At 54.9% G+C, this 15430-nt stretch carries 10 protein-coding genes; 9 read left to right on the top strand and 1 reads right to left on the bottom strand.

Annotated features, from left to right (window positions below; all coding sequences use genetic code 11):
* Positions 1 to 8: 8 nt before the first annotated feature.
* The 4 genes from H70357_RS29550 (at position 9) to H70357_RS29535 (ending at position 7983) form a co-directional block, all read left to right on the top strand.
* Entirely contained in the window at positions 9 to 2312 is a 2304-nt protein-coding gene (locus tag H70357_RS29550; RefSeq protein WP_038596664.1) for a glycoside hydrolase family 3 N-terminal domain-containing protein, read from the top strand.
* Between the two features lie 3 nt (positions 2313 to 2315).
* Positions 2316 to 5465: an alpha-mannosidase gene (locus H70357_RS29545; protein ID WP_038596661.1), complete on the top strand. Its 3150-nt coding sequence runs from the start codon at positions 2316 to 2318 to the stop codon at positions 5463 to 5465.
* A gap of 2 nt (positions 5466 to 5467) precedes the next feature.
* Positions 5468 to 6484 carry a glycoside hydrolase family 130 protein gene (locus H70357_RS29540; protein WP_038596658.1) on the top strand — a complete coding sequence of 339 codons (1017 nt, stop codon included), beginning with the start codon at positions 5468 to 5470 and terminating at the stop codon, positions 6482 to 6484.
* A 278-nt stretch (positions 6485 to 6762) separates the two neighbouring features.
* Positions 6763 to 7983 carry an IS110 family RNA-guided transposase gene (locus H70357_RS29535; RefSeq protein ID WP_038596656.1) on the top strand — a complete coding sequence of 407 codons (1221 nt, stop codon included), beginning with the start codon at positions 6763 to 6765 and terminating at the stop codon, positions 7981 to 7983.
* Positions 7984 to 8225: 242 nt separating this feature from the next.
* Here H70357_RS29535 and H70357_RS29530 read toward each other — a convergent pair whose 3' ends face one another.
* Positions 8226 to 10562: a helix-turn-helix domain-containing protein gene (locus tag H70357_RS29530; RefSeq protein ID WP_052092324.1), complete on the bottom strand. Its 2337-nt coding sequence runs from the start codon at positions 10560 to 10562 to the stop codon at positions 8226 to 8228.
* A 231-nt stretch (positions 10563 to 10793) separates the two neighbouring features.
* On the opposite strand from H70357_RS29530, the gene H70357_RS29525 reads away from it, so the two are divergent.
* From H70357_RS29525 to H70357_RS29505, 5 genes are read left to right on the top strand one after another with little or no spacing between them, the layout of a single operon-like run.
* A complete protein-coding gene (locus tag H70357_RS29525; protein ID WP_231578521.1) occupies positions 10794 to 11846 on the top strand; it encodes an amidohydrolase/deacetylase family metallohydrolase in 1053 nt (350 codons plus the stop codon).
* Positions 11824 to 12936, top strand: a complete 1113-nt coding sequence (locus tag H70357_RS29520) for a DgaE family pyridoxal phosphate-dependent ammonia lyase (RefSeq protein ID WP_038596654.1) — start codon at positions 11824 to 11826, stop codon at positions 12934 to 12936. Before H70357_RS29525 ends, H70357_RS29520 begins: the two co-directional genes overlap by 23 nt.
* The gene (gene dagF / locus H70357_RS29515) at positions 12929 to 13684 is read left to right on the top strand and encodes a 2-dehydro-3-deoxy-phosphogluconate aldolase (RefSeq protein ID WP_038596651.1); all 756 of its coding nucleotides are present in this window, start codon (positions 12929 to 12931) and stop codon (positions 13682 to 13684) included. The genes H70357_RS29520 and dagF overlap by 8 nt, the downstream gene beginning before the upstream one ends.
* The gene (locus tag H70357_RS29510; RefSeq protein WP_038596649.1) at positions 13677 to 14690 is read left to right on the top strand and encodes a sugar kinase; all 1014 of its coding nucleotides are present in this window, start codon (positions 13677 to 13679) and stop codon (positions 14688 to 14690) included. Before dagF ends, H70357_RS29510 begins: the two co-directional genes overlap by 8 nt.
* Positions 14677 to 15423: a GntR family transcriptional regulator gene (locus H70357_RS29505; protein ID WP_197073627.1), complete on the top strand. Its 747-nt coding sequence runs from the start codon at positions 14677 to 14679 to the stop codon at positions 15421 to 15423. The genes H70357_RS29510 and H70357_RS29505 overlap by 14 nt, the downstream gene beginning before the upstream one ends.
* Positions 15424 to 15430 lie beyond the last annotated feature (7 nt).

The raw sequence follows: 15430 nt of genomic DNA, 5'->3' as shown, positions 1-15430 counted from the left end.
CTGTAGAAATGATCTATAAGGATAAAACAAGCCCTGTGGCGGATCGGGTACAGGACCTGTTGCAGCGCATGACACTTGGAGAGAAGGCTGGGCAATTAGTCCAGCCTTTCGGGTGGCAATGTTATGAGAAGCGTCCGGACGGAACCACGGGGATGACGGAAGCCTTCAAGCGACAGGTCGCAAGCGGAGGCGTTGGCTCTTTGTATGGAACTCTGCGTGCAGATCCATGGACTGGCGTCACACTGGAGACGGGCTTGTCCCCGAAGGAGGGGGCGGAGGCGGTTAATGCCATTCAGGCTTATGCCATGAAGGAGAGCCGTCTTGGCATTCCGATCCTGTTCGGCGAGGAATGCTCACACGGGCATATGGCTATTGGTGCGACTGTATTTCCAGTGCCGCTGGCCCTGGGTAGTATGTGGAATCCCGAATTGTACCGGGAGATGTGCCGGGTAGTGGCACTCGAGACCCGCAGCCAGGGCGGAGCGGCGACCTATTCGCCGGTGCTGGATGTGGTGCGGGATCCGCGTTGGGGGCGGACAGAGGAGACTTTTGGCGAAGACCCGTTCCTGATTGCCACGATGGGAGTGGAGGCGGTAAAGGGATTGCAGGGCGACCGGCTGGATGCAGATGACTCCGTTCTGGCGACTCTGAAGCATTTCGCCGCCTATGGCAGCTCGGAAGGCGGACGGAATTCCGCGCCCGTGCATATGGGGCTCCGCGAGCTGCATGAGGTGGATCTGCTGCCCTTCCGTAAAGCGGTGGAAGCCGGAGCCTTGTCTATTATGACTGCTTACAATGAAATTGACGGTGTTCCTTGCACGACGAACCGATATCTTCTGCAGGATGTGCTGCGGGAACAATGGGGCTTTGACGGGTTCGTGATCACGGATTGCGGAGCGCTGGGCATGCTGACGAACGGGCATAACACAGCGGACAGCGGGGAAGCGGCGGTGGCCCAGGCGCTGCTGGCCGGAATCGATATGGAGATGTCGGGGGAGATGTTCGAGAAGCATATTTCCGGCGCTATCCATCATGGACGGCTGCAGGAGTCCGACCTGGATCGCGCTGCTGCCCGGATTCTGGAGCTGAAGTTCAAGCTCGGGCTGTTCGACCGTCCCTTTGCCGATCCTGAGCAGGCCGAGCGGACGATAGGCAAGCCGGAGCACCGGGAGCTGGCGCGGCGTATTGCCGGCGAGAGCATTGTTATGCTGAAGAATGAGGGCGGAACACTGCCGCTAAGTAAGCGGATCGGGAAGCTCGCAGTTATAGGACCCAATGCGGATGCATCGTACAATCAGCTGGGCGATTATACCTCACCTCAGCCCAAAGGCGCTATTGTCACTGTGCTGGACGGGATTCGAAATGCGCTGGGCGGCGGGCTGGACAGAGTGCTGTATGCTCCGGGCTGCCGGATTAAAGGCGATTCCCGGGAAGGCTTCGCGCATGCACTGGCCTGTGCAGCCGAGGCGGATGCGGTTGTTCTGGCGATTGGCGGCTCAAGTAGCCGGGACTTTGGCGAAGGGACGATTGATCTGCTCACTGGTGCTTCTGTCGTGACCGAACATTCCTGGAGCGATATGGAGTGCGGCGAGGGCATTGACCGTGCCACACTGAATCTGATGGGCGTGCAGCTTGAGCTGGTGCAGGAAATTCACAAGCTGGGTAAGCCGCTGATTGTGGTCTATATCAATGGCCGTCCAATTGCCGAGCCATGGATTGTAGAGCATGCCGATGCCATTCTGGAAGCCTGGTACCCCGGTCAGGAAGGCGGGCATGCCATTGCCGACATTCTCTTCGGCGCAGTGAACCCTTCCGGGCGGCTGACCATCAGTATTCCGAAACATGCCGGTCAGCTCCCCGTGTATTACTACAAGCGGCGGACGAGAGGCAAGCGGTACCTGGAGACGGACTTTAATGCCGAGTATCCGTTCGGCTACGGACTTAGCTTCAGCGAATTCAAATACAGCAACTTGAAGGTGGAGCCCTCCGTCATTTCTGCGGATGGTGAAGCGCGTGTATCCGTTGATGTAACCAATTCGAGTGCCCGGACGGGGAGTGAGGTGGTTCAGCTGTATATTTCAGACCTGGCCTCCAGCATAACGCGTCCTGAGAAGCAGCTTAAGGCCTTCCGCAAGATCAGCCTCCAGCCGGGAGACATGCAGACGGTTACGTTCAAGGTCGGCAGGGAGCAACTGGAATACGTATCGGCAGATTTAACGCGGATCGTGGAGACAGGGGAATTTACGATCATGGCGGGACCTCACTCTGCAGAATATTTGACGGCACCGCTCCATGTCAGGGAGGAAGGCTGAGTTATGAAGCGTATGAACCGTTTTATCGGCTGGCTGGCGGAAGGCCAGTGGGCGGAGAAGATAGAGCTGAAGGAATGGAGTCTGCAGAGGTCCCGCTACGTCTCTCCCGGCTTATACGAGCACGAAGAGGAGCTTCATCAGAATTACAAGATTTCACGGCTCGACGGAGGCTATGGTACCACGTATTTCCTTCAGCATCAGGTCGCGGTTCCGGAAGACTGGCCGCGCGAAGAGACTGCACTGCTCTATCTGGGCCGCGGGGAAGGCCTCCTGAGTATTAATGGAGTGCCGCACCATGGCCTGGACAGCAATCATTGGTTCATTCCTCTGCCTCCCGGCGCTGCAGGAGAGGAGCTTCAGCTCGGTATCGAGCTGTATGATCCGGTGCCTGAGCCGGAGGATCCCCTGAACCGCCAGGCGGTGATTAAGCCGCCGCTGGCCGGGATCGAAATCACACTTGTGCGTGTGAATCCTCCCGTATACAGCCTGCTGCATACGGTGAAGACGGCGCATGAAGCGGCCCTGCTGCTGCCTGTAGAGGATATGCGCCGCATACGTACCCTGAAGGCGCTGGAGCGGGTGATGGATAAGCTCTACATGAAGGAGCATCTGCTCCGTGACAGCGATGCCATCGCAGGTGCTGAACAGCAGCTGCGGGCGGAGGTAGCGGCGGAAAGGTCAGATGGTCTGTCCGCCGGGACGATGCACATGGTGGGCCAGTCGCATATTGATATTGCCTGGCTGTGGCCGGTCCGGGAAACGGTACGCAAGGTCAGCCGGACCTTCTCTACGGTCTGCGCATTGATGGATAAGTATCCGGACTTCCGCTACTCCCAGAGCCAGCCACAGCTGTATGCCTTTGCCAAGGCGAACTATCCGCAGCTGTACGAACGGATTAAGGAACGGATTGCCGAGGGCCGGTGGGAGCTGGTCGGAGGCATGTGGGTGGAACCGGATTTAAACATCCCCAGCGGGGAATCGCTGGTGCGGCAGATGCTGTATGGTCAGGGCTTCTATATGGAGGAATTCGGCAAGCGGTCCACGATTGAATGGCTGCCTGATACCTTCGGCTATTGCGCTTCTCTGCCACAACTGTTGAAGCAGGCTGGAATTGATTATTTCATGACAACCAAGCTCGGCTGGAATGATACCAATCCCTTCCCGCATACGCTGTTCCACTGGGTCGGCATTGACGGAACGAAGATCGTGGCCTATCAGAACCACGGGGTAAACGAGCATACCCATCCGAAGGATGTCCAGGAGCACTGGCAGGCCTATGCCCAGAAGGAACGGCATGATGAGCTGATGCTGCTCTACGGCCACGGTGACGGCGGAGGAGGGGTCACCCATGAAATGCTGGAATACGTGGCCCGTACCGGCCTGACGCCGGGCCAGCCCGTCAGCAGATTCTCTACTGCGGAGGCTTTTTTCTCGGAGATCAGCTTGCGCCAGCCGGAGCTTCCCGCGTGGCACGGCGACCTCTATCTGGAGCTTCACCGGGGAACGTTCACTACACATGCCTTTAATAAACGCAGCAACCGCAAAGCGGAGGTCCTGTACCGGCAAGCGGAGATCTGGAGCGTACTCGCGGAAAAGAGCGGGCTTCTGAAGCATCTGGAACCGGAATATCCGGAGCTTGCCGAAGGATGGAAGCTGCTGCTGCTTAATCAGTTCCATGATATCATCCCGGGTACTTCAATTCCGGAGGTGTACACCACCTCGCGGGAGCAATACGCGGAAATATTCAGCCTGGGCCAGCAGGTGCGGGACACTTCACTCCGTGCATTGGCAAGCGGAGTGGATACTTCGGGGGAGGGCCGTCCCTATGTAGTCTTCAACAGCCTGGGCTGGGAGCGGACGGAGCTGATCCGGCTTGAGGGGGACAGCAGTCTGACTGCGGTGCAGGCGTTCGATGAAGACGGCTTGCTGGATAGCGAATGCTGGAACACGGATGGAGCCGGCGGCAGCTATACGCTGGCAGTCCGGGTCCGCAGGGTCCCCGCCTTTGGCTGCCGGACATTCTGGCTGCGGGAAGCGGAACAAGCCGGCGGAAGGCATGAGCCTCAGGGACAACTCAGCGCCGGAGAAGCCTTCCCGGAGCAATGGGAGACAGAGCATTATATTCTTAAGTTTAATGAAGACGGGGAAATCAGCCGCTGGTACGACAAGAGTGCCAGCCGGGAGCTGCTTCAGCCCGGACAGACCGGCAACCAGCTGCAGTTCTATCATGATACTCCCCCTCTATGGGATGCCTGGGACCTGGACCCGCGTTATGAGCAGCAGCCTGCAGGCCGGGCGAAGCTGCTGGACCGGGAGGTCCTGGTCAGCGGACCTGCACTGACGGTGCTGAAATTCCGCTGGCAGCTGAATGAATCCCTGATTGAGCAGGAGATCATTCTGCCCCGGCACAGCCGCAGGGTAGATTTTCAGACCCGTGTGAGCTGGAAAGAGGAGCACAAAGTGCTGAAGGCTGCTTTCCCGGTGGACATTGTGGCCGCGAAGGCTACGTATGAGATTCCGTTCGGAGCACTGGAGCGTCCGACCCACCGCAACACCAGCTGGGAGCAGGCACAATTCGAGGTCTGCGGCCACCGCTGGGCGGATTTGTCCGAGGGAGGCTATGGCGTCAGTCTGCTGAATGACTGCAAATACGGCTATGACATCCATGACGGAGTGCTGCGCCTCTCACTGCTGCGCGCCCCGCGCTGGCCGGACCGCTATGCGGATCAGGGGGAACATGAATTTACGTATTCTCTGTATCCCCACGCTGGCGAATGGCGTCAGAGTACTGTTGTGCGGGAAGCGGCGGAGTTGAACGAACCCTTGCTGGTGGTCAGCGAAGAGTCTCATCCCGGCAGCTATCCGGGTACCTATGCCTGGCTTGGTTTTCAGAGCGGGCATGTGGTGCTCGATACGATCAAGAGTGCAGAGGACGGCAGCGGGACCATTGTCCGGCTGTATGAATCCGCAGGCAGCAGAGATACGGCTGTGCTGAACTGGAAGGCTGATGATATCCGCGCCTGCCGGGTGAATCTGCTGGAGACTGAGACGGGTCCCGTGGAATCTTCCGGCGGAGTTATCCCGCTTTCTTTTAAACCCTATGAGGTTCAAACAATCAAACTATACCATGAACATTATTCGCAGGAGGAATAGACATGCAAATCACAAGACATCCGAATAATCCGATCGTCGTCCCTGGCGGTTATGAATGGCGAAAGGTTACGGTCTTCAATCCTGCGGTCATCATCGATAACGGGAAATTCTATATGATCGAGCGCACCGCAGGTTCCCTGACCCCGTGCAAGAACTTTCTGGGCCTGCTGGAGAGCGAGGACGGCGTGAACTTTACCCACGTGAAGGATGAGCCGATTGTGACACCCGATATGCTGGGATTTCCTTACGGCAGTGTGCAGGACCCGCGGATTGTCAAAATCGACGGAACCTTTTATCTGAACTATGCCCTGCGCCCCTGCGCCATGAGCTATTATCCTACCGGGGCGGGTGTCCCGGAGCGCTCCATTCCGGAATACCCGGATGGCTGGGGGGAAGAGGAGGGGCATTGGCTGACCCGGTCATCCATTCTGAAATCGGATAATCTGCTGGACTGGGAGTTTGTTGCGGACACGACACCACTGGATATCAATGACCGGGATAATATTCTGTTCCCTGAGAAAATAGGCGGCAAATTCGTACTGCTGCGCCGTCCCGAGGAATACGTGGGTGAAGCCTACGGAACCGAGAAGGCGGCCATGTGGATTACCTACTCCGAGGATCTTATCCATTGGGAAGAACCCAAGCTGCTTGCCACAGCCGGGAATCTATCCTGGGAATCGCGGAAGATCGGAGGCTCTACACCTCCGATACGTACAGACAAGGGCTGGCTGGTGCTCTATCACGGCGTCGATGAGGACATTGTCTACCGTGTAGGAGCCATGCTGCTGGATTTGGAGCAGCCGGAGAAGATCATTGCCCGGACACATAATTTCATTATGGAGCCGGAGACGTATTATGAGAAATTCGGTTTTCAGATCCCCAATGTCATCTTCCCGACTGGGAATGTAGTCAAAGACGGATTGCTTTACATCTATTACGGGGTAACGGACACGGCGATTGCGCTCGCAACCGTTCCGCTGGATGAGCTGGTAGAGCATATCCTGAAGGAAGCACAGTAGCAAAATAACCCCACAAAGTGGGGCCTTAGCTTCAAATATAAGACCCCCATGCTGCTGCGCGGCACCACTGAGGAATGAAAATATGGGCGATACTGGGTAGTGGGCTGGCGAAGGTAGGTCGGAAATTCTTGGTGATACGAACCCGCATATAAGACGGACCCCAACGACCCGGTGCATCACAGATTGTTGCTCCCATTGGGAAGCACGCAGGGCAGAATAACCTTAGCATTGGTCTTTGCACCAGCCTTAATCACGGCCAGCAGGTAGGAGAAGCAAAGATGGAAGTACTCATTGAACGTTGCTGTGGACTGGATGTACACAAGAAAAGCATCACAGCATGTATCATTACGCCGAAAGGAAAGGAGATTCGAAGTTTTGAAACACTGACTCGTCGGCTGGTCGATCTGGTGGATTGGATCAAAAGCGAGCGGTGCAGCCATGTCGCGATGGAGAGCACCGGGGATTACTGGAAACCGATTTATAACCTGCTTGAACTGGAAGACGTCAAGCCGGTCGTGGTGAACGCGCAGCATATCAAAGCAGTACCCGGGCGGAAAACGGATGTGAAGGATGCGGAGTGGATTGCAAAGTTGCTCCGGCATGGACTGGTGCAGGGGAGCTATATTCCGGGTCGGGAGCAACGTGAGCTTCGGGAAATCATTCGCTACCGGCGAAGTATAATTGAAGAACGGAGCCGGGAAGTGAACCGTCTGCAGAAGGTGCTGGAGGGTGGGAATATCAAGCTCTCATCGGTGGCGTCCAATGTGCTGGGGGTGTCTGGACGGAGCATGCTGGAAGCCATCATTCAGGGCGAAACGGATCCATCGACTTTGGCGAATTTTGCACAAAAGAAGCTGAAGGCGAAAAAAGAGCAATTGAAGCTTGCCCTTGAGGGTAGCCTGGGTCCACATCAACTGCTCATGCTGGAAAAACAGTTGTCGCATATCGACCAACTGAATGAGCTCATCACAGAACTGGATGAAGAAGTGGAACGCCGGCTGTCCCCTTTTGCGGAGGACCTGAAGTTATTGGATACCATTCCCGGTGTTGGTAAACGAACTGCGGAGCAGATTCTGGCAGAAATCGGAACGGACATGACACGGTTTCCAAGCGCGGGGCACTTGTGCTCATGGGCAGGAATGACTCCAGGTCACGATGAAAGTGCGGGAAAGAAGCGATCGGCGAGGACGCGAAAAGGAAATAAAAAGCTGCGAAGCGCACTCGTAGAATCCGCGCGCGCGGCAGGACGAAAAAAGAATACCTACCTGTCGGCCCAATATCACCGGATCGCAGGCAGGCGAGGAAAAAACAGAGCGGCCGTAGCCGTCGGGCACAGCATTTTAGCGATAGTCTATGTCTTGTTAACGCGAAGACAGGCATATAGAGAATTAGGGTTTGACTACTTCGACCAACGAAACCACGAGATGGTGATGAACCGATCCATAAAACGCTTGGAATCGTTGGGGTATCAAGTAAACCTGAGTGAACAATTGGCCTGACAGCCGATTTCAAAAAAATAAAAACATGGGGTTTGTTTTGGTATGTGTACTTTTGGTGTTCTGAAGAAACTTTATTTTCAGGGCAGAATTTATATGCTTCGCATTGTAAATTATCCTTCTATTTCTCGCTGAAACGATACCGTCCTACAAAAAGGACGGCAAAGCAGTTTCCACTTGGATGTTTACTCAGGTACTTGCGGGGGCCCCAAAACATATAAAGAAAGGGCGGAAGCTTCGCCAATTTAAACCGGTCTTTTCGCAGCAGTTCCCTTCAAGGCATGGTCCTTGCGGTACTGTCCCGGCGTCAGACCGGTTTCTTTTTTGAACTTGCGGATGAAATTCGGCGCATCCAGATAACCCACCTGCTCAATGATTTCCTTAAGCGGTGCACTCGTATTCTCCAGCAGCCGGATGACCTCATCCACCCGCCGCTGCCAGATATACTGTGAGAAATTGCTGCCGGTCTTCTCTTTGAAGCTCCGGCTTAAATAAGAGGTCGATATGGCGAACTTCAGCGCCACATGCTCCAGGCTGAGTGTATAATCTGCGAACTGCTGGTCTACGTAAGCAAGTATGTCGTCCATTAATGTGGACTCACCTGTCTCCGTATTCCGCTCAACCTGCTCACAGATGGCGGTGGCCAGAGAGCGCAGGCGGCTCTCCAGCTCTTCGAGAGTCTCGAAGGAGGTCAGTCCCGGCATATCTGCGAACACTTCGTCCATACCAAGCTCGGAGGCCGTGCGCAGAAAAGCGTTCAGCAGATCGAAACAAATGCAGCGCAGCAGACCAGCCTGCAGCGGCTCATCCTTGATTGTGTCGATGGTGTCAGCAATCATTTGCCGGGCAACGGATTCATTGCCCTGCTTAAGGCTCTGCTCCAGCTTCAGCATGGATTTGCGCGGAATCCAGAAGTTCTCGGCGGCAGGCGGATTCGGCTCGGTCAGCTGCTCAAAGTAGGTCACTTGCCCGCTGCGCCGGATCATCCGGTGCTCCAGCGCTGCAGCGGCTTCGATGAAGGATTGATTGAGCCGCGCCAAGTCCCTGTAGGCCATGCCGACACCGATGCTCAGCGCCAGCTGCGAGTGCTCGCGAATCACAGCTTGAATAGCTTCAATAACCTGCTCCATGCGGCTCTGAACCGGTCCTTCCTCATCGCCGGGAAGTGAAATAATCAGGGCAAACTGGTTCTTGGCTGAGAATTCAACACCGAAAATCTGGGCATCAGGACCGGGCAGGCATATATTGCTGAGCATCTCCTGCAGCAGATGGCGTTCATGTGAGGAGCCGGCCCCCGGCTCAGTGTTATCCCAGGACAGGATGGCCGAGAAATAGAGGTCTTGTCCTTGCGGATGCCTAAGGCCGGCGCTAAGAATCATCTGTTCAATCTCGGGATCATCCGGCTTGCCGTGCTTGAGCAGCAGCAGCATACACTGATTGCGGACAAACGGCTCCTGCAGATCAATTCTGGCACTGTATTCATGAAGCGTTTGCCGGATCCATTCCCATTCGTTACGGAGCTTGAGAGACTCGTTGTCGCTGCCTCTCAGCTTGGCGAACTCCATCAGATCCTTGATCGGATGGTACTGCCGTTTGGCCAGCAGCAGTGCAGCCGCTATGCCGGTGATGACCGTAATACAGAAGACGAGCAGGATCAGCGTCTGGACATGGGCAACGCGGCTAAAAAATTGGAAGCTTGGCATCGTGGTCACGTAGGTCCAGCCATTTTCTTCGGATTGTACAGAGACGACAGAATACTGTTCACCGTCCAGCTCGAGACTATGTATGCCCGGCTCAAGTGTAGATAAGGTGTTCAGTTCCTCCTTGGGCAGGTTGACGCCGTGGCTGTTCGTCGTCAGCACCTCACCGGTGGCGCTGAAGATATAACTGCTTCCCGAGAAATTCCTGAGAATCGAATCCATGACGCCGGTCAGCTTCGATTCTTTCATCAGGTACACAACGGTCCCATAGGGGAACGGATCATTTGGTTTAACCGGAACGAGCATGACCAGCATGGATTCCTTGCGGGAGTTGACAGTCACATTCTCCGCCGGACGCATCAACGGCTGTCTGGTCTCGTTAAGCGCCTGACGTATGTTTTCCGGGGTCCAGTGCTCAAATTGGTAGAGGGTATTGAACGTAACATCAAGATCGGCCAGTCCGCGGTAAGAATAGATGTTGGAATCATCATGAAAATAGAGAAAGAGGTCTTCCGCAATGCTGCTGCTGGCTTTGTAGTTCGCCAGCGCCTGGATCGCCTCCAGGCTGTAGTAAGGATGTCTTACCATGTAGGGAGTAAGGTGTCTATCATAGGCAATTCTGCCCGAAATTTCCTGAAGCTCGACCATACGGGTATCTATAGTGTTCTTCACCTGGTTGAGCTGGTTGACATTGGATTGCTCAATTTCGACACGGAGGCCTTTTACAGCGTTTTCATAGACGAAGATAGTTACGGCGGTTAAAGGAATAAGGAACATGAGGATATAGGATAAAGCATACTTCATCAGCAGTTTGGATTTGAGATGATTCCAGTTTAACCGGAATCTGGCGAGCAAGGATGACTTGAGTGCGGATTTTGCCATTATGCGTCCCTCCAGCGTTAAGATGTTCAAATTAGAATTATTTAAATAATAAATCACTGTTCTCTTCTTGATCAAACTTATGCTAATATAAACATTATAACATTATAATCTTTAATATGGAGCAGCAAGTTAAGTTTAAATTCAAATATGCTGCTATCCGGGTTGAAGAAGGAGATGGGAAGAGTGGGCACAGAGAATGTGCTGCGCAATTTGCAGCTTGTTGACGGGCGAATGGTTGATATCGCCATCCGGGACGGGATCATCAGCGCCATTACACCGCCAGGCCAGGCTGAAGGAGAGACCGGGCTGGACTGTTCAGGGTTATATGGATCCAGCGGATGGATTGATTTGCATGTGCATGCCGTGCCTGAGCTTGATCCCTATGGCGATGACATCGATGATATTGGTGTGAAGCAGGGGGTAACGACGCTGGTGGATGCGGGAAGCTGCGGTTCAGACCGGATCGGGGCTTTTTATACTGAGAGTCTGAAGGCTGCAACACGAGTGTTTGCGTTGTTGAATATTTCACGGATTGGGCTCGAACGGACAGATGAGCTGTCGCAGCTGGAATGGATTGACCGGGCCAAGGCCCTGGAGGCGGCAGCGGCGTATCCTGGATTCATTGTCGGTCTGAAAGCCCGCATCAGCCAAAGTGTCGTCAAAGACAGCGGCATAGAGCCGCTCAAGCTGGCACGCAGACTGTCGGAAGAAACGAAGCTTCCGCTCATGGTGCATATCGGTTCCTCGCCGCCGGCTATTTCCGAAGTGCTGGAGCTGCTGCGGCCGGGTGATGTGATCACCCATTATCTTAACGGTAAGTCCAATAATTTGTTCCATGCGGACGGCACACCGCTGCATGGGCTGCTGGATGCAGCCGCCCGCGGGGTTCATCTGGATGTTGGGCATGGCACCGCGAGCTTCTCCTTCCGGATTGCAGAGCAGGCCAAGGCGGCAGGCATTGCGCTGAATACAATCAGCACAGATATCTACCGGGGCAACCGTCTGAACGGGCCGGTGTACAGCATGTCGAACGTGCTGACGAAATTTCTGTATCTCGGCTACGGTCTGGAAGAGGTCATCCGCGCAGTCACAAGCAGCGCAGCGGAGTGGCTGGGCAAGCCGGAGCTTGGGCAGATCAGAGTAGGCCAGCAGGCGAACCTGACCTTGTTTGCCCTGGAGGCCGGCGAGAAGCAGCTTAAGGACTCGGAAGGCGATGTCCGGGTCGCGTACCACTATATTGAGGCTAAAGGAGTCTTTGCAAATGGGTCACTCATTACATGCTAGATATGGATTGAAGCGCGTTATTAATGCCAGTGGAAGAATGAGCATCCTTGGCGTATCCGCACCAACAGATACGGTGATGGAGGCGATGAAGCAGGGCGGACAGAAGTATGTGGAAATTGCGGATCTCGTGGACAAATCCGGAGATTACATTGCCCGGCTGCTAGGTTCCGAAGGCGCGGTTGTCGTGAATTCGGCATCCAGCGGCATCGCGCTGTCGGTGGCAGCCGTTGTGACCGGCGGAGATCCGCGGCTCAGCCTCCGGCTGCATCAGGAGCCGGTACTGAAGAACGAGATTATTATGCTGAAGGGTCATAATGTGCAGTATGGAGCTCCGGTCGAAACCATGGTATTCCTTGGCGGAGGCCGGGTGGTGGAGGCCGGATACGCCAATGAAGGCCGCAAAGAGCATATTGAGCAGGCGATCTGTGAGCGCACCGCAGCCATTCTCTATGTCAAATCCCATCATACTGTCCAGAAGAATATGATTTCCGTGGAAGAGGCCTGGGAGGTTGCGGGGCGCAGAGGGGTGCCGCTAATCGTTGATGCGGCTGCGGAAGAGGATCTGCTGAAGTATGTCCAATATTCCGATCTTGCCATTTACAGCGGCTCGAAGGCAATTGAAGGTCCGACCTCAGGCATTGTCGCCGGCAAGAAGAAATATGTCGAGTGGCTAAAGGTACAACTGCACGGGATCGGCCGCAGCATGAAGGTCGGCAAAGAGACAACCTTCGGGCTGCTCCAGGCCCTTGAGGAATATCAGGACAAGGCCGACAGCAGCGAATTGGAGAAAAAGGCTCTGGAGGTCCTTCAGCCGTTGGCCGAAATGCCCGGAGTTTCGGTCCGCATCGTGCAGGATGAAGCGGGCAGAGCCATATTCCGTGGACGCATCCAGATTGAGTCCTCCGCTGCGGGGGTGGACGCCAAGACCGTCAATGACGGGCTGCGTGAAGGTGAGATTGCGGTGTATACCCGGGACTATGGCGTGAAGCAGGGCTATTTCGATATCGATCCAAGGTCTCTGCAAGGGGATGATCTTCAGGTCATCGTAAGCAGAATAAGCGAAATCGTGGGGGGGAAACCGAATGAGTAATATTCAGCAGCGCTTGTATAAGAACAGAGCCGCACTTAATGTCTTGGCAGGCGGCATTGAGAACGCCAAGGAGATTTATGCGGCAGCGGAGGGGCATGTCCTGGTAGGCGTGCTCTCCAAAAATTACGCCACAGCGGAGGAAGCGGCAGCCGCCATGACCGAATATGGTCAAGCTATTCAAGATGCCGTATCCATCGGCCTGGGAGCCGGAGACAACCGGCAGGCGGCAATTGTGGCGGAGATTGCCAAAAGCTATCCGGGAAGCCACATCAATCAGGTATTTCCGGCAGTGGGGGCGACCCGCGCCAATCTGGGAGCCCAAGGCAGCTGGATCAACAGCCTGGTCTCTCCCTGCGGAAAGCCGGGCTATGTAAATATATCGACCGGTCCCATCAGCTCGGGGAACGAGCCGCAAGCCATTGTGCCGGTTCATGCCGCCATTGCACTGGTGCGTGACATGGGTGGCAATGCGCTCAAATATTATCCGATGCAGGGGCTGAAGCTGGAAGAGGAGTACCGTGCGGTTGCCAAGGCCTGCGGGGAAGCCGGCTTTGCTCTGGAGCCTACGGGTGGAATCGACATGGACAACTTTGGCCCCATCCTGGAGATTGCGCTGCAGGCAGGCGTGCCGCAGGTCATCCCGCATGTCTATTCCTCGATTATTGACCCGCAGACCGGGAATACGAACGTAGAGGATGTCAGCAGGCTGCTCGAAATTATGAAATCGCTGGTGGATCAGTATGCCTAGGATTGCTGCTTTTGGCGAAGTGATGATGCGGCTGCAGGTTCCTGGCTATGAAACGTTAGTCCAGAGCAGCAGGCTGGAGTACTCTTTTTCCGGAAGCGGGGTTAATGTAACGGCAGCGCTGGCCAGATATGGCCATAACGGTGCTATAATAACCACCTTGCCAGAAACTCCGGTAGGTGAGGCAGCGATAGCTTATCTGCGCAAGCTTGGGGTGGATACGTCACTGATCAGCCGGGGCGGCAAGCAGCTGGGGATGTACTTTCTGGAAAATGGCTTTGGAGCCCGCCCCGGCAGAGTCACTTACACAGACCGGCTGGGCAGCAGCTTCAATACCGCCGAGGCGGGCGATTATGATATGGCGGCACTTGCCTCCCGTGTAGACGTCCTTCATTTGTGCGGCATTACGCTGGCTATGAATGAAGGAGTGCGCAAGCAGATGAAGCAGCTTGCTGCGGAGGTGAAAAGCGCCGGTGGCAAGGTTGTCTTTGACTGCAATTACCGCCCGGGGCTATGGGGTACGGATGGCTATGCCAAGGCCCGCCCGCATTATGAAGATCTGCTGGAGCTGGCGGATACGGTGATGATGAATGAGAAGGACGCGCAGTTTATTCTTGGCATCGGAACTGGAGAATATGATAGAATAACACAGTTGAAGCAAGCAATTCCTGAGGTGGCGAAACGATTCGGAATCGGAACGGCAGCGGGAACCCACCGTGAGATTAATGCTGACAATACGCATTCCTTAACGGGATATATCTATCATCAAGGTACATTCGAGTTTTCCCGTAAGCTGACCTTCCCTGTATTTGACCGGATTGGCGCCGGTGATGCTTTTACCAGCGCCATCATCCATGGGGAATTGCAGCAGTACCCGTGGCAGCAAACTGTTAATATGGCAGCAGCGGCGGCGATGCTGGCCCACACCACCCAAGGCGACACCGCGCTTTTTACCGAGGGTGAGGTGCTCCGGGCGTTGTCAGACCATACCTTAGATGTTGAAAGGTAGTGAACGGCGCGTGTCACTGAAACGCAAGCAAGGTCCTTTATATCAGCAAATTCAAAAAATCCTCAGAGACCGGATTCTGCACGGTGTATATCCTCTGGGGAGCATCATTCCCTCCGAGCCGCAGCTGGAAAAGGAATTCGGTGTCAGTAAAATGACGGTCCGCGGCGCGGTCCAGGAGCTGTCCCAGGAGGGTTATGTACAAAAGAAAAGCGGCGTCGGAACCATTGTGATGCGCAATACCTCCTATCAGAAACTCTCCAAGGGCAAAAAATTTACAGAGCTGCTCGTAGAAGAGGGACATAAGCTGGAAAAAAGACTGCTGGTGTCTGAGCTCATTACGAATGATGCCGGTACGGAGGAATACCATCGCCACGGTCCGTATTGCCAGCGGATCGAACGTCTCTACATTCTGAATGGACAGCCTTATATTCATCTGATACACTTCCTGACAGCAGAAGCGCTGCCCGGCGGAGGTGCCAAAGAAATGGGTGCGGATATCCAGTCGCTGTATGACTCTTTGGAGGAGAACGACATTGTGCTGGAGAACTTCAAGGACCGTTTTTTTGTGGAGCCGGCACCTCCTGAGGTCTGTCTGCTGCTGAAGCTTCCACCGGGGACGCATGTGCTCAAGCGCCTGCGCAACTCCTACGACGGGGAAGGCAGGCTGATCGAACACAGCGTCGGCTGTTATAACACAGAGCTTCATCATTATCTGGTCAGTTATGACACTTGATTAGTTC

Origin of the sequence: Paenibacillus sp. FSL H7-0357, from assembly GCF_000758525.1 — a bacterium.
GTDB lineage: Bacteria > Bacillota > Bacilli > Paenibacillales > Paenibacillaceae > Paenibacillus_AQ.
The sequence above is the reverse complement of the archived record's forward strand: the minus strand, read 5'-3'. Positions and strand labels throughout refer to the sequence as shown.

What these genes read in the sequence shown, in the direction of transcription:
- H70357_RS29550 (WP_038596664.1), top strand. Translation starts at nt 9, where the DNA reads ATGATCTATAAGGATAAAACAAGCCCTGTGGCGGATCGGGTACAGGAC.
- H70357_RS29545 (WP_038596661.1), top strand. Translation starts at nt 2,316, where the DNA reads ATGAAGCGTATGAACCGTTTTATCGGCTGGCTGGCGGAAGGCCAGTGG.
- H70357_RS29540 (WP_038596658.1), top strand. Translation starts at nt 5,468, where the DNA reads ATGCAAATCACAAGACATCCGAATAATCCGATCGTCGTCCCTGGCGGT.
- H70357_RS29535 (WP_038596656.1), top strand. Translation starts at nt 6,763, where the DNA reads ATGGAAGTACTCATTGAACGTTGCTGTGGACTGGATGTACACAAGAAA.
- H70357_RS29530 (WP_052092324.1), bottom strand. Translation starts at nt 10,562, where the DNA reads ATGGCAAAATCCGCACTCAAGTCATCCTTGCTCGCCAGATTCCGGTTA.
- H70357_RS29525 (WP_231578521.1), top strand. Translation starts at nt 10,794, where the DNA reads ATGGTTGATATCGCCATCCGGGACGGGATCATCAGCGCCATTACACCG.
- H70357_RS29520 (WP_038596654.1), top strand. Translation starts at nt 11,824, where the DNA reads ATGGGTCACTCATTACATGCTAGATATGGATTGAAGCGCGTTATTAAT.
- dagF (WP_038596651.1), top strand. Translation starts at nt 12,929, where the DNA reads ATGAGTAATATTCAGCAGCGCTTGTATAAGAACAGAGCCGCACTTAAT.
- H70357_RS29510 (WP_038596649.1), top strand. Translation starts at nt 13,677, where the DNA reads ATGCCTAGGATTGCTGCTTTTGGCGAAGTGATGATGCGGCTGCAGGTT.
- H70357_RS29505 (WP_197073627.1), top strand. Translation starts at nt 14,677, where the DNA reads ATGTTGAAAGGTAGTGAACGGCGCGTGTCACTGAAACGCAAGCAAGGT.